Genomic DNA, 14,906 nt, shown 5'->3' with positions numbered 1-14,906 from the left:
TGAATGCTCTGACGTTCCCACCGATTGCCTTTCGTGATTGTCGCCAAATGCCACCGACGAGTCAGCAATTCGATGACTCCCTGGTCGTTGAGCGTCACGGGGAGAGTGCGTTGCGACGCTCGAAATCATCACGGCTTTGCTTGCTCCAGATCTTTGCGCAGGAAGCCTCTGCGCTCATCCGCCCAACCCACGTTCATTATGATTCAATCGTTCAGGGACACATTCGGCATGACATCGCCTGTCGCTGGCGGGATCCAGTATCTATCCATTGAGCGCTTCAGCGATGCGTCCAACTCGGCGGCTGTCCGGAGCGAGGGCATTTGCGCCTCGTTGATCCAGCCGAAGCCGAGGTAATGGAAGTGGTCCGCCGGCGCCGTGATCCGGCTCTTGTCCAATTCTCCAACGAAGTCCGCCGCCCAATCGTGGATTGTATAAGCTTCAAGTTTATCCTTCATCGGCTGCCAGCGTTGGATGCGCTCTTCGCAGGGCATCTTGGCCGCTCTGGAAATCGCGGACGCGATCTCGTCAGGGCGGGTCGGATCCACCAGCAGAGCCTCATTGTTGTTGAAGTCCTCGGCCGCACCTGCAAACTTGGACAAGACCAAAACGCCCGGATCTTTCGGGTCTTGCGCAGCGACATATTCCTTCGCTACCAAATTCATGCCGTCTCGCAAGGGTGTCACCACGCAGACGCGCGCGGCGCGGTAAAGACCCGCGAGTCGAGCCTGGCTGAAAGCGTCATTCTCATAGAGGATGGGGCTCCACTCGTCCGTACCATGCTCGACATTGACCCGGCTGACCAAGCTGTCAACATTGCGCTTGTACGCTTGATACTCTTCAATTTCGGTGCGTGAAGGTATGGCGATTTGCAAGAGTGAAATGCTGCGCGGCTCGGCTGCGAACACCTGATCGAAAGCTTTGATCCGGTTGTCGATACCCTTGCTGTAATCGAGTCGATCGACGCCAATTGCAAGCTTCGCGCCCCCGAGTTTCTTTTGCACGGAGGAGATATATTCCTCCTGATTGGCAAGCGACTCCGCCGCATATTCTGCAAACTGCTTCGGATCGATACCGATCGGAAACTTTTGGCAGCGGGTCCGCCCGCGTTCCGAAATCACGATGCCATCCTTACTTTCTAGGCCAAGATGAGAACGGAGGCATGCAAGGAAGTTATCCACGTCCCTGTTGGTCTGAAAGCCGAGCAAGCCATAGTCGAGCATCGATTTCATGAGTTCACGATGATTGGGTACTTGCGCGATGGTATCGGGTGCCGGCCACGGCGTATGTAGGAAAAAGCCGATCGGCCGGTCGACGCCGAGTCTGTGGAGGTCATCGGCGAGCGGAAGAAAGTGATAATCATGCACCCAGAATGCGTCTCGATCCCTCAAGTCGAACGCCGCGCGCGCCATAAAGGCATTGATCTCGCGATAGCTGTCGTAATGTTGCGGCGAGCTCGAAATTCGGTCGGGCAAGGAGTGAAACGCCGGCCATAATGTCGAATTCGCAAAACCTGCATAGAAGCCACGATAGTGTGCGCTCGGCAGATCAAGCCTCGATATATGTCCCTCGCCATATGACTCGAGTTGCACACTCGCTACAGCATCCTCGCTCACCTTGCCTGAGGAGCCCAGCCAGACGGCACCTGAACGCGCCACGATGGGCTCGAGCGCTGCGGCAAGGCCGCCCGTCTTCGGTTGGCCCGGGTCGGCGGCTGCAACGCGGTTTGAAATGACGACAAGCTTTGATTGCTGCCCTGCCTCACAGAGATCATCCTTCTGGTGGGCAGAACCAATCCGAGGGGAAAGATCTGAAGGGGGTTGTTGCATCCAATACTGCGCCGCCTCGCGCAGGTGCTGGTCGAAGGCTGCGTGTTGCATGGGTTGCCATGTCGTGCGCGACGTACCGGCGGGCCTTGAGTCTGCTACCAAAGCAGTGATTCTATCCATTTTACATCTCCGTCCAGATCTCCATTCGATACGGTTTGGGATCGCAGCCCACTAAGCCGCAGGCTTCTCCATTGCTCATCTTGAGCGGTCGAGCTTTCGAGAAGCTGACGAGACTAAAAGCAATTAGCCGCCGCGCTCAGTGGGACCTGATGGCGACCTGTGGCCGAGCACCCCAACTAGGCAGTGGGGCTCACGCCCTTGATCGCACGGAGCTGGCCTCCCTTCTCACCGGATGCCTGTGCAGGGCGCTTCGGCTGAATTGATTCAGCCGAAGCGCGGCTTTGGAGGACCTGTCAGCCAGTTATAAACCGGCGTCAGCTTGCTTGTGACGGCGACAGTCTATCTTTTGGACCATCGCACCTGGCTTTTGAGCTGGCTCGGTCCGGCACTGACCCAAGGGAGGGGCTTGGGGCGTCTGAGCCGATGCCGGACCGAACCGTATCAGGCGACGCGGGTTATCTCGTCGCACATTGCAGCAACAGGTGCCACTTATGGCTTCATATCTTCTATCCGACTTTCTGTGAAATTTATTGTTTTGATCCGATGCATTGATGCTTTGGATGGACCCAAAGTGCCCCGCACCGAGCAGAATTCCGGGCTCGTGCTGAAGGACTGTTGTTCGACGGCTCTAATTTGAGTGTGGCAAGACGGATTGCGGGGCCTATCCCTCTCGGGTGAGACCGGTAATTTCTCAGGGATCAGGTGGCAGCCGGGAGTGCGGGTTTCGGTTTGAACAGAGAAGGCGCGTTTGATTCTGGCTGACGGAGCGGTGCCCGCAATCGGTGGCGGCGCTGGTCATTCAGATCAGCCGCGCGGACCTGCATCAGCATGTGAGCGCCGTCAGCGACCAGCGCATCTGCTGAAGGCGCAGGCGATTACCAACACAGCGGGCGCTGAGGGTCATGCCGTATCCGACAGCCGGACGCGGCAGGAAGTTCTCGCCTCATGAGCGAGTTGATCTACGAAATGGCTCCCGACTTCTGGGAGGATAAGTGACGATTAAGCTCGGAATATCCCGAGGGCGCTACGCCCCTCGATCCTAATGAAATGAACTCAGTGGGCTTAAATACAAGCACATCACCACGCAGGGCGAGCTTGACGAGCTCAAGCAGGCCAACATCGCTTCCGGGCTGCGCTGGCTTGCCCGCACGCGTCGCAAGGACATCCTCTCGGACGATTTTGCAATCGAGCTTCACCGGCGGCTCTTTGGCGACGTGTGGGACTGGGCAGGAGTGTTTCGGAAGACCGGGAAAAACATCGGCGTTGATCCAACCCAGATTGGAGTGCAGCTACGCGACTTGATGGATGACGCCCAATATTGGGCGGCCAACCGCACCTATGCGGCGACCGAGGCCGCCGTGCGCCTACATCATAAGCTGGTCTTCATTCACCCGTTTGCCAACGGCAACGGGGCGTCACGCGCGTATCATGGCCGATGTCGTCCTCGACAAGGTATACGGCGCCGGCCCAATCGACTGGACAGCAGGCGCAGACCTTCAAAAAATCAACGAGAGGCGCATCACATAGATCGCGGCTCTGAAGGCGGCGGATGCTCATGACATCGGGCCGCTGCTGGCGTTCATAGGTCCTCGAACCGATGTGTCGGAGAAAGCCGACAGAGCCACCCGATTCGCCGGCTCGGCGACGCGCCGGCAAATTGTTCAATGAATCGAAAAATCGACGGTCTATCGGCTCGTGCCGGCGAAGCGCGCCGGCACCTGCCCATGTTCGAGGCTCGTTGTCGTGATCAGGTTGTCGACAGCTTCCCCATTTAACAAAACAGACAGGGTTGGTCGCACTGGACGAGCATCGGCTGCCGATGCTCACGGTGCATGCCTGGCGAGGGCTGTTAAAGGGTAGTTTGTTGCTGATTTCCGGCACGTCAAATCCAGCCCAGCTTCGATGCCTATTTTTGAAGGGAGGAACGGATGGATTTCGCCTCGACGAAGTGGGAGCAGGTAAAGTCGGACAGCGCGGGCCGGCAAGCGAGTTCACCCGCGGTGCGATCCGCAGATGCAGCGACGTTTGAGCGGCAGCTGAGCGAGATCGCCAGTTCCCGTGGCGGCAGAGCAATGCCGGCGGCCTCGACGTTGCAGCCGGTCCAGTCAGCTGGAGTTTTGATAGGGCACAGCAAGGAGCCTCTTTATTCCGAGGACGCTCGCCTTATTTCGGGGCTTGAGAACGCGCTCCCCAAGGGCAAGGCCGCCAATCACACCGCCAACGCCTATATATACTCTCTTCGCAGCTTCAGCCGCCGGCTCTTCGCAAATAACAAAGATACGATTGCTGCGCGGCTCGACGACCAGTCGCTGACCGATGATGCCCGCGAAGCCATCGAAAAGGGTCATGACAGACGACTCCTTCCGGCAATAGACCATCTCCGGACCTTCCAGTCGACGGGCGGAATCGTGCCGATCAAAGGTTGCGCTGATCTAAATCCTCACCCCCAGGACGGGGTCCTCATCGAAGAGTACAGAAACGACGCGGAGACATCGACCCGCAAGGTGTATGCAGCTGTTCTTCGCAATTTCAGTGACTACCTGCGTAAGAGCAACAAGCCGGACATTGCTGGTCGGCTTTCCGGCACGTCGTTGGGCGGCGATGTCAAGAGCTATAGGAAGGACGGCGGTAGTCGGAATATCGGTCCCGCACTGGCTGATCTGCGAAAATCGCAGGCAGGCGCTAAAGCGATCGGGCGCGAGCGCCATATTCTCCCCGTTCCTGCTGCCGAAAACGCGCCGCGGACGGAGCCAATGTCCGTCGGCAGCGCCGCCGTTCAGCACAGCGCGTCTCAGGGCGCGGGCAGATGGCCAGCGGAGCTGCTGGCTCCTGTAGAAAGCTACGACCAGGATTTGCTTTGGGAGATGATGGACAAACCCGGTCCGTCGTTATCTCTCGAGCCAGCCGCGCGCGATGACCAGTCATCGGATCCCCGAGAGTCCGTTCGTCACTTGAACTGGGGCCACGACCCCCAGCAGTTCCCCGACAAGCCGATGGGTGTATTTGCCAGCAGCAACCTTTTGCCAAGCGGGGAAGTCGTCATCAACGATGAGCGTGTCGCCAGTTCAGGTGGAGGTAGTGGAGCAATGCTGGCCTCCTCGACACTGGAGGCGGCTCAGTCAGCTGGAGTTTTGACAGGGCGGAGCAAGAAGCCTCTTTATTCCGAAGACGCTCGCCTTATTTCCGGACTTGAGAAGGCCCTCCGCGACAGCAATGCCGTCAACACCGCCAAGGCCTATGTACAATCTCTTCGCAGTTTCGGGCGCTGGCTCTTCGCAAATAACAAAGACCCGATTGCTGCTCGGCTCAACGACCAGTCGCTGACCGATGATGCCCGCGAAGCCATCGAAAAGGGTCATCACAAACGACTCCTTTCGACAATGGACCATCTCCGGACCTTCCAGTCGACGGGCGGAGTCGTGCCGATCACAGGTCGCCCTGAGCTTAATCCTCACCCCCAGGACGGGGCTCTCATCAAAGAGTACAAAAAGGAAGCAGGGACATCGACCGGCAGGGTGTATGCAACTGTTCTTCGCAGTTTCAGTGACTATCTGCGTAAAAACAACAAGCCGGGCATTGCTGCTCGGCTTTCCGGCACGTCATTGGACGGCGATGTGAAGAGCTATAGGAAGGGCGGCGGTGATGAGCATATCGGTGCCGCACTGGCTGATCTGCGAAAATCGCAGGCAGGCGTTAAAGCGATGGAGCTCGAGCGCCATATTCTCCCCGTTCCTGATTCCGAAAAAGCGGTCCGGATGGAGCCGATATCCATCGGCGGCGCCGCTGCGCAGCGCAGCGTGTCGCAGGAAGCGGGCAGATGGCGAGATGAGCTGCCTCCTGTAGAAAGCTACGACCAGGATTTGCTTTGGGAGATGATGGACAAACCCGGCCCGTCATCTCCCGAGCCAGCGGCGCGCCATGACCAGTCTTCGGATCGAGCGTCCATTCGCCCCTTGAACTGGGGCTACGACCGCCAGCAGTTCCCGGACGAGCCGATGGGTGCATTTGCCAGCAGCAACCTCCTGCCAGGCGAGGAGGTCCTCATCAACGATGAGCGTGACACAGCTGGGTTGCGGCCAGCGAAGAGGCCGAAGCCCCTGGACAATCCAGACGGTCTTGCCATTGAGCGGCAGCTGAGCGAGATCGCCAATTCAGGTGGAGCAATACCGGCGTCCTCGACACTGCGGCCGGCTCAGCCAGCTGGAGTTCGGATAGGGCGGACCAAGCAACCTCTTTATTCCGAGGACGCTCGCCTTATTTCGGGATTTGAGAAGGCATTCCCCAACGGCAACGCCGCCAATCTCACCGCCAACGCCTATGTATATTCTCTTCACAGGTTTGGGCGCTGGCTCCTCGCAAAGAACAAAGATCCGTTTGCCGCCCGGCTCAACGAGCAATCGCTGACCGATGATGTGCGCGAGGCCATCGAAACGGGTCATAACGTGAAACTCCGTCCGGCAATGGACCATCTTCGGACCTTCCAGTCGGCGGGCGGAGTGGTGCCGGTCACAGCCCGCGCTGAGCTAAATCCTCACCCCCAAGACGTGGCTCTCATCAAAGAGTACAAAAACGAAGCTGCAACAGGGACCCGCAAGGCGTATGCAACGGTTCTTCGCAATTTCAGTGACTACCTGCGTGAGAACAACAAGCCGGGCATTGCTGCTCGGCTTTCCGGCACGTCGTTGGACAGCGATGTCGAGCGCTATAGGAAGGACGCCGGGGGCAATCGCAATATCGGTGCCGCACTGGCTGGTCTGCGAAAATCGCAGGCAGGCGCTAAAGCGATGGAGCTCGAGCGCCATAACCTCCCCGTTCCTGATCCCGAAAACGCGCCGCGGATGGAGCCGATGCCCGTCAGCGGCGCCGCTGTCCAGCACAGTGTGTCGCAGGAAGCGGACAGATGGCCAGCGGAGCTGCCTCCTGTGGAAGGCTACGATCAGGATTTGCTTTGGGAGCTGACGGGCGAACCCGGTCCGTCGCCATCTCTCGAGCCGGTTTTGATAGGGCGGAGAAAGCAGCCTCTTTATTCCGAGGACGCTCGCCTCATTTCGGGACTTGAGAAGGCCCTCTTCGAGGGCAATGCCGCCGATGCCACTGCCAACGCCTATGTATCTTCTCTTCGCAGCTTCGGGCGATGGCTCTTCGCAAAGAACAAAGATCCGTTTGCTGCCCGGCTCAACGACCAGTCGCTGAACGATGATGTGCGCGAGGTCATCGAGAAGGGTCATCACAGACTAGTCCTTCCGGCAATGGACCATCTGCGGACCTTCCAGTCGACGGGCGGAGTGGTGCCGATCACAGGCCGCGCTGAGCTAAATCCTCACCCCCAGGACGTGGCTCTCATCAAAGAATACAAAAGCGAAGCAGGGACATCGACTGGCAGGTTGTATGCAGCTGTTCTTCGCAGTTTCAGTGACTACCTGCGTAAAAGCAACAAGCTAGGCATTGCTGCTCGGCTTTCCGGCACGTCATTGGACGGCGATGTCGAGCGCTATAGGAAGGACAGCGGGGGCAATCGGAATGTCGGTGCCGCACTGGCTGATCTGCGAAAATCGCAGGCAGGCGCTAAAGCGATGGAGCTCGAGCGCCATAACCTTCCCGTTCCTGATCCAGCAAAGGCGGTCCGGATGGAGCCGATGCCCGTCGGCAGCGCCGCTGCGCAGCACAGCGCGTGGCAGGAAGCGGGCAGATGGCCAGCGGAGCTGCCTCCCGTGGAAGGCTACGATCAGGATTTGCTTTGGGAGATGATCGACAAACCCGGCCCGTCGTTGTCTCTCGAGCCAGCCGCGCGCCATGACCAGTCATCGGATCCCCGAGAGTCCGTTCGTCACTTGAACTGGGGCCACGACCCCCAGCAGTTCCCCGACAAGCCGATGGGTGCATTTGCCAGCAGCCACCTCCCGCCAAGCGAGGAGGTCCTCATCAACAATGAGCGTGACACAGCTGGGTTGCGGCCAGCGAAGAGGCCGAGGACCCTGGACAATCCAGACGGCCTTGCCATTGAGCGGCAGCTGAGCGAGATCGCCAATTCAGGTGGTCGCCTGCTGTCGTCGGCGGATCCCATCCATCAACTGGGTGCATTGCCATCGCAGGCGCAGGACATCGTCCAGGCCGGACGGCAAGAACCTGCCCGGTTCGCCTCAACCGGGTGGCCACAGATGCCGCTCAACTTTGATTGGAGTATGTGGCCGACCCTGGAAGCAGCGCCAGCGCCCGCTGCCAGCGCCCGCCCCGACACCTACCGGGATTTTCCATTGGTTGATCTGACTGCGGCCACGCCGTCTGAATCACGCGACGACGATAATTCCGTGCCGGCGTTTGCGAGCATGTCCGCCGATGCTCAGATCGGGGCTTTGGGTCCGACAGCCCCGTCTCACGGCCGCGGGCTGGTGCTCCAGGACATGGAATGGCTGGGCGACGAGCATGTCCTGAGGGATTACCAGCTCCTGACGCAAGAGTTGCAGGGGAACAATCCGGGTCTCGCCGCCCGGACGCGGTTCGTGGATCCCCTCATAACCCTTGGCAGCCTGCGCTTGGGCACCGAGAGCGACATGCTACGCGCATTCCAGCGCATCGTTCATGATCACAATGGCGACGACACGGCCGACTTCCTGTTCCTGCCAGTGAACGATGCCAGTGCCAATCGCCGCGGCAGCCATTGGTCGCTGCTGTTCGTTGATCGCCGCGAGCGGGAACGGCCGGTTGCCTATCACTACGACTCGAACGGGAGATACAACGAGGCGCCGGCAGGACAACTCGCAGCAAGGCTGGGCGCGCACTTGGAGTCACCCCGCTTCCCCCAACAGCGAAACGGTCATGATTGCGGCGTCTTTGTGGTGGACGGCACACGCGAGCTGGTTAGGCGATTGGCGCAACCAGGGCAGCCAGTCCAGCTGGACCTCGACGGGCTCCGTGCCGATAGGCAGGCACTGCAAAACCGACTGAGGGGCTGAAGCTTCGCCATGGCGGGATAGCTTAGATTTAGACTGGAGCACCTCACGCCTACGGCCTGGGGCTCGGGCACGAAGGAGGGTACGAGGCCGCCACCCAGCAACCCAGCCCGGCGCAGCTATCCGGCGAGCGTGGCCAAAGTTTACCGCAATAGCGGTCGGCTTCGACTATCGCTGAACCCTACCACGTAGATATCGCCACTAGCATCCTGCACCCGCAGACAAAGGTGCTAACGTTCCACTAGGCGTTTTGCCTGGAAGTCGAACTCGGATGGGCATAGCGATCGCAGGAGAGATCAAAACTACGGTTTTTAGACACCCGTCAGCGAGCCAGAAACAGCGGCATTGGCGGGTTGCCGTCCAGCCATCTCGTCACCCCTCCGAAGAGGCGGTCGCGCAGCCGCCGGCTGCCATAAGCGCCCATGACTATCATATCGGCAGACGTGTCGATTGCGTGCTGCGCGAGCACCGTGGCCGCCGGTTTGCCATGGCTCGGCAGTCGGTCAACCGCCACCCGGGCGCCATGCCGGGCGAGGTAGGCAGCGATGTCGTCTCCGGGATCGGCGCCGTTTCCGTTGCACGTAGCCTCAGGATCGACCAGGGTGACACGAACGTCCTCAGCACCGCATAGGAGATCCAGCGCTTCCCGAACCGCGCGGGACGCCTCGACTCGCGAATCCCAGCCGACCAGCACGCGCCGCGGCGACAGCGTCGCCTCAGCGCCCCTTGGGACGACAAGCACCGGCTTTCCCGTATCGAACAAGCTGCCGTTGATAGCAAAAGGTCCGAGCCTATCGTCGTTGAGAAGCGAGGGGCCGATGATTGTCAGGTCGGCGCAGAGCGCCCGTCTTCGCACCACCTCACCGATGGTGGCCTCATCGCAGTAGTCGGTATCGACGTCATAGCAAAGCCACATGGCTCTCAGCAGTGTCTGAATTTCCCTGGATGTTTTTTCCAGTCTGGCCATGTCCTGGGAAAATCTCTCGATCTGCCTAAACCGTTTGTCCAGTCTGGCGATGGCCTGTGCGCGTTGTCCAGGCCACTCGGGGATGCCATCGCCGAGTAGCGGAGACGGCATAATGAGCGGCGGAGGCGACATCACCAGTACGGAAAGATACGCGCCGACTTCGGCACACAAGCTGGCAGCTGTTTTGACATCCTGACCGGAGTGGTCAGCTCCCGTCACACTGAGTACGCTTCTGAAAGCCATTTGATTGTTTCTTTCTGAACATATCGTACCTGCCGGCGCGTTTCGAAGCCGCAAGACTTGCGGCCGCAATGGAAGTGGCACCGCATCGGCCGCCATTCAGCCGTCCGGCTTTTCCAGCGAATAACCGGCCGACCTGACGGTACGAATCACGCTGCCGGGGGAGGCCGCCTTCAGCGCCTTTCTGATCCGGCTGATATGCACATCGACGGTGCGTGCACCGATGTGGATATTGTTCGGCCAGGCCGCGTCGATCAGCTCTTCCCGGCTAAAGACCTTTCCGGGAGCCTCGAGCAAATGCCGCAGCAGGTTGAACTCGAGCGGTCCGAGATGGATGTCGTGGCCATTGCCACGAACTCGGTAGGCATCGAGCTTCATCTCAAGGCTGCCGCAGCAGAGCCAGCTGTTTTCAATTCCGTTTGAACCCGGCTTCGGCAGCGCCAGCTTCGTCCGTAGACAGTCGAGCAGCGTGGCCGGCGCGATCGGTCGCACAAAGCTCTCGTCTATGCCGGCCTTCAACAAATCGAGGTGCTGGTTCTCAGCGCCGGGGGCGATGAGGGCAACAATGGGAAGGCCGCCGGTACGGGGCTCCCTCTTGAGCCTGGCGCAGATTGTGGGGCCTGTGGCGCTTGCTGGCCCGCAATCCAGTACTACCGCCTGGAGTTCCCGCTCATCGGCCGCTGCAAGTGCTTCCGGCATGCAGCCTGCCGGTTCACTCGTGAAGCCATCCACCTCCAGAATGTGGCTGAGGAACAGATACAACTCCGTATCTTGTGAACAGATCAGGACCAGTGGCTTCATCGGCACTATCCCAACAAGCAAATCGGCCTCGACCACATCGGTTGGGTGGGCTGGCCACGGCACGTCTTCAAGGCCCGGCATGATCGCGCTTAAAGAGCGGTTCCATCATGCCCGCGCCACCTCGGGATAGGCTTCAATGACCGCGATGGCGTCGCCGGCCAGTTTCGTTCCGGCCGCGGCGAGTTTCCACAACGTCTCGAAGCCGAACCGATGGACGTCGCGAAGGGTCTTCGACAGAACGACCAACCGCCCGGCCGTGAAGATCACGCGCCCGAAGCCCTCATGGCTGATCTCCATCATCGGCGATGCCATCAGGCCGGAGCGCTCTTCGATCGCAAGCCCGACGGCCGTGTAAAACATGTTGAGCCTCCACAGCACATCAGGATCGGGATCGCCGATGATCGGGATCGCACGTCGCTGTTGCTTTGTGATGACGAAGTCTCCCAGTAGCTCGGCGTCCGATTTGCCTTCCCACGATCCGAAGGAGTCTTGGGCACGGATCAGCCGCACGAGGCATCTGACGAACTTGGTGGCAAGGGCCGCTTCGATCTCGCCGATATCTGGGCTAACAACGGCATCGAACATTTCGCCTGCTCCTCATTTGAAATCCTCATCCTCGAAGGATGTTTTCTTTTCAGCAACGCCTGCCTCCGCCAGCACCTTGCGCAGCCAAGGCGGAGGACACGTCCTCAGCATCATCTGCGTGCGCAAAAGCACCTCTTGAATGCTTTGGGGCTGCGGCACCTTGATCGGAAGGATCTTCGCCGAAATGACCTTGGCCGCCGAAGGTCCGCCGATAGCCAGGCAAAACAGGAGATGACAGCCCTTCAGCGCCTCCACCTTCGGCGTGATGCGATCATCGCCCTCGCTGCGATGCTTGCCGGTCTCATCGGAAACGTCGTCGCAGACCACGGCTTCCACAAGCTGCCACTCCTCCCGTGTCATGTCGTAGACTGCAAAGCGCCTTGCCGACCCGAAATGAGCGTTGAGATTCTTCATGTCTTGCGTGGCGATCGCCACACGCAAAGCGCCGGGTTGCTTTAGCGGCATCGATGCGTGAGCTTCGTCAGGCACGAGCGAGAGGCAACGAACTGAGTTCATCTGGCATTTCTCGGTAGCGGAATGGATCAAGCCCCTCAGGCGTCGGCGCATGCCGACTGGCTTGGAAGATGTTGGCAGCCTCGAAGATCAGGTCGCGGGTCCCCCGATAGAGGATTGTGAGCTTGTGTTGGCTGCCGAGCCTGTCAAAGATCGGGAACCCGACGCGCATGAGCGGGATGCCGAGGTGCTGCGCGGCCTGGCGGCCGTGGGAATGGGTGACCAGAAGGTCAGTGCCGACGCCAAGAGTTTCCAAATCGCCGAGATCGCCAATCTGAACTGAGTCCGCCGGTACTTTCTCCAGAATTTCCGACATATCGGTCGTGGTGACCGCCGCCGCGATTTCGGAACCCATGCCGACGAAGAACGTCGCGAGTTGGTAGAGCTGGTCTGGTTCGGCAGCGATCGCAATTTTCTTCCCTCCGAAATGGAAATGCCCATCGAGCAACGCATCCTGCAACTGCGCCCTGCGACGGCGCACCGCGGCGGGGACCGGCGCACCGGAAATCGCAGACAGCAGCGAGATGAAACGGTCGGCGCCCTTCAATCCTGTCAACGACTGGAACAGCACGTAAGGTACACCGGTCAACCTGTGCAGCAGCTCGGCCGGGCGACGCATATGCTCGCCGATGGCAATGCATTGCACGGCCGTGCCAAGCCCGCGGATGTCCTCGATGCTGGCACCGCCATAGCTGGTCGAGACCCAGCGGTCCGGCACCGTACCGTCAAGCGACCCGGAAACGTCCGGCACAATCACCGGCTCGAGTCCGAAACTTTCAACCGTCTCACGCAAATGCTCGATATCGGCCACAGTAAGGCTCGAGGCGGGCAGGACCGCGATCTTCTTCGATCGCCGCGCCTGCACGCCGGGCCTCGTAATCCTTTCGATCATCGACGCGACAGCCTTGGCCCAGCCCTCTTCGATCGCCCCGTCGAAATCGGGCGTGCTAGCCAGCACGACCTCCGTACCCGCGAGTTCTTCGGCGCGTTTGAGCCTGATATTAGCGATATCGCCTGCGAAATCCTCGCCGCGGGTTTCCGTCAGCGCGGTCGTGCACACTCCGATCAGCTTCGGATTTGTACGAGTCTTGAGATTGAGAATCGCCTCTTCCAGATGATCCGCCCCACCAAGGATCGTCGCCACCTCGTCCATCGCAGTGGTCTGCAGGGGGATGGCTTCCTTGAAATGCCGCACGAAGAGCACGAGCGCGAAGCTGGTGCACCCCTGGCTGCCGTGGAACAAGGGAATGGCGCCGTCGATCCCGAGAAAGGCCAAGGCTGCACCCAACGGCTGCGATGACTTCAGCGGATTGACCGCCGCGGCTTTTGTCTGGGGGAGGATGCGGACCATAGGCTTCCTCAACGCTCGCCGAAATCGTGGGCCGTCGTGCCGGCGAATTTGAAAGCCTGGACGGTCGCGGACTCCGACGGCTCGTCGCCTTGAGCGGCCTGGCACTCCCACGGTGATGGCTCCCGCACCTGACGCCAGATCGGGTTGTGGATGGCGAGGTCGATTTGGCGGACGAGTTCCACTATGCCTTCATAACCGGCATAGGGCTGGTGGCGCTCCTGGTTGATGTCGAGCCAGGGGACCTTGGCCTTCAGCGCGATGAATTGCGTGCGCCCGCCCGACAGCATGATGTCGGCCTGGCGTTTTGAGAGCATTGCGTAAAGCTCGCGCGGCGCCATGGTCTCAAACATGTGGTTCTCGTGGCTGAGAACTTTCTTGATCCGCTCCTTGTCTTCGACCGTTGATTTCTTGACCGAGGTGCCGACGATCTCAATGCCGATCTCCATCAGCGCCTGGACAACCGACCAGGATTTCACACCTCCGGTGTTTAGAAGCACGCGCTTGCCTTGGAGCCTCGGTCGGTAGGCCGCGAGCTTCTTCCAGGCAATCGCCTCCTCTTCAGCAATCAAGGCCTCGGTGCGGCTGAGGATCTTGGGATCTGCGCCCTTCTTCACCAGCAGTCTGGCAATCTGCCGAAGCGCTTCAGAGGTCTCGGTGATGCCGTAGAAAGAGCCTTCGAAAAACGGGATATCCCAGCGCTGCTCCATCTTGCGGGCCAGGTTGATGAGTGCGGTCGAGCACACCACCATGGTTGCCCGGGCGCGGTGCGCTGATGCAACGTCAAGGTAACGCGCGTCGCCGGGAATCGAGGCGCGAACCCGGATGCCGAGCCGATCCAGGAGCGGCTTCACCAGCCAGAATTCGCCCGAGAGGTTGAACTCGCCGAGAATATTGACGTCGTGCGGACCGGCATCGTCAGGCTCCACCGTGCCTATCACATGATCGAGCAACGCTTCGCCGGCAAGCTTGTTGCCGAGATTCTTCGAGCCCACGAACCCAGGCGCTTTGACCGGCACCACCGGCAAGCCGAACTTCTCCGCCGCGCGTTTGCACACGGCCTCGATGTCGTCGCCGATTAGGGCCGTAACACAGGTCGAATAGACGAAGATCGCGGGCGGCGCGTGAGCTTCCTTGATCTCGCGGATCGCTTTGAAAAGTTTGCGCTCCCCCTGCCCCATCACCACATCGAGTTCGGTGAGATCGGTCGTGAAGCTCGTGCGCCATAGAGTCGGCCCAGACGAAGCCGTGCCGCGGTTGTCCCAGGAATTGCCCTCGCAGCCGAGCGGTGCATGGACCAGATGCGCGACATCGGTGATGGGCTGCAGCACGATTTTTGCCCCGTCGAAGGCGCAGCCGCCGGCGGCCGCCCCTGGGGTCAGCGGTTTGGTGCAGCCCTTTTTGCGCGCCTGGGCATCCTTGCCGCGGTTCTTCTCGCAGGCAGGCTCATTGAAGACGTCCTGAATTTTGGCATTGAGCGAGGACATTACGCTGGTCTCCAAAGTCCGTCGGGAAGCGACCGGCCCCTCCGAAAGAGTTGGTCGCCACTGCTAAAG

Annotated in this window: 9 protein-coding genes; 2 read left to right on the top strand and 7 right to left on the bottom strand. The window is 60.0% G+C overall.

Annotated features, from left to right (window positions below; genetic code table 11):
• Positions 1-203: 203 nt before the first annotated feature.
• Positions 204-1,946 carry an alpha,alpha-trehalose-phosphate synthase (UDP-forming) gene (locus AC0ZT5_RS30530; RefSeq protein WP_488499458.1) on the bottom strand — a complete coding sequence of 581 codons (1,743 nt, stop codon included), beginning with the start codon at positions 1,944-1,946 and terminating at the stop codon, positions 204-206.
• 1,076 nt (positions 1,947-3,022) lie between these two features.
• Between AC0ZT5_RS30530 and AC0ZT5_RS30525 the strand changes: the two genes are divergently transcribed.
• Both AC0ZT5_RS30525 and AC0ZT5_RS30520 read left to right on the top strand, forming a co-directional pair.
• Positions 3,023-3,505: a mobile mystery protein B gene (locus AC0ZT5_RS30525; protein WP_488499502.1), complete on the top strand. Its 483-nt coding sequence runs from the start codon at positions 3,023-3,025 to the stop codon at positions 3,503-3,505.
• A 369-nt stretch (positions 3,506-3,874) separates the two neighbouring features.
• The gene (locus AC0ZT5_RS30520; protein ID WP_488499457.1) at positions 3,875-8,899 is read left to right on the top strand and encodes a Ulp1 family isopeptidase; all 5,025 of its coding nucleotides are present in this window, start codon (positions 3,875-3,877) and stop codon (positions 8,897-8,899) included.
• A 319-nt stretch (positions 8,900-9,218) separates the two neighbouring features.
• Here the strand turns inward: AC0ZT5_RS30520 and AC0ZT5_RS30515 are convergent, their stop codons facing one another.
• The 6 genes from AC0ZT5_RS30515 to nifE all read right to left on the bottom strand — a co-directional run bounded on the left by AC0ZT5_RS30515 (position 9,219) and on the right by nifE (position 14,837).
• A complete protein-coding gene (locus AC0ZT5_RS30515) occupies positions 9,219-10,106 on the bottom strand; it encodes a universal stress protein (RefSeq protein WP_488481673.1) in 888 nt (295 codons plus the stop codon).
• A 96-nt stretch (positions 10,107-10,202) separates the two neighbouring features.
• A complete protein-coding gene (locus tag AC0ZT5_RS30510) occupies positions 10,203-10,985 on the bottom strand; it encodes a response regulator transcription factor (protein WP_488481674.1) in 783 nt (260 codons plus the stop codon).
• A gap of 24 nt (positions 10,986-11,009) precedes the next feature.
• The gene (locus tag AC0ZT5_RS30505) at positions 11,010-11,489 is read right to left on the bottom strand and encodes a NifX-associated nitrogen fixation protein (protein WP_488481675.1); all 480 of its coding nucleotides are present in this window, start codon (positions 11,487-11,489) and stop codon (positions 11,010-11,012) included.
• Positions 11,490-11,501: 12 nt separating this feature from the next.
• Positions 11,502-12,005 carry a nitrogen fixation protein NifX gene (gene nifX / locus AC0ZT5_RS30500; RefSeq protein WP_488499456.1) on the bottom strand — a complete coding sequence of 168 codons (504 nt, stop codon included), beginning with the start codon at positions 12,003-12,005 and terminating at the stop codon, positions 11,502-11,504.
• Positions 11,971-13,353 (bottom strand): nitrogenase iron-molybdenum cofactor biosynthesis protein NifN, encoded by a 1,383-nt coding sequence (gene nifN, locus AC0ZT5_RS30495; RefSeq protein WP_488499455.1) that lies wholly within the window; start codon positions 13,351-13,353, stop codon positions 11,971-11,973. The genes nifX and nifN overlap by 35 nt, the downstream gene beginning before the upstream one ends.
• 8 nt (positions 13,354-13,361) lie before the next feature.
• Positions 13,362-14,837 (bottom strand): nitrogenase iron-molybdenum cofactor biosynthesis protein NifE, encoded by a 1,476-nt coding sequence (gene nifE, locus AC0ZT5_RS30490; RefSeq protein ID WP_488499454.1) that lies wholly within the window; start codon positions 14,835-14,837, stop codon positions 13,362-13,364.
• Positions 14,838-14,906: the final 69 nt, after the last annotated feature.

It is taken from the genome of Mesorhizobium sp. CNPSo 4670, from assembly GCF_057784235.1.
The sequence above is the reverse complement of the archived record's forward strand: the minus strand, read 5'-3'. Positions and strand labels throughout refer to the sequence as shown.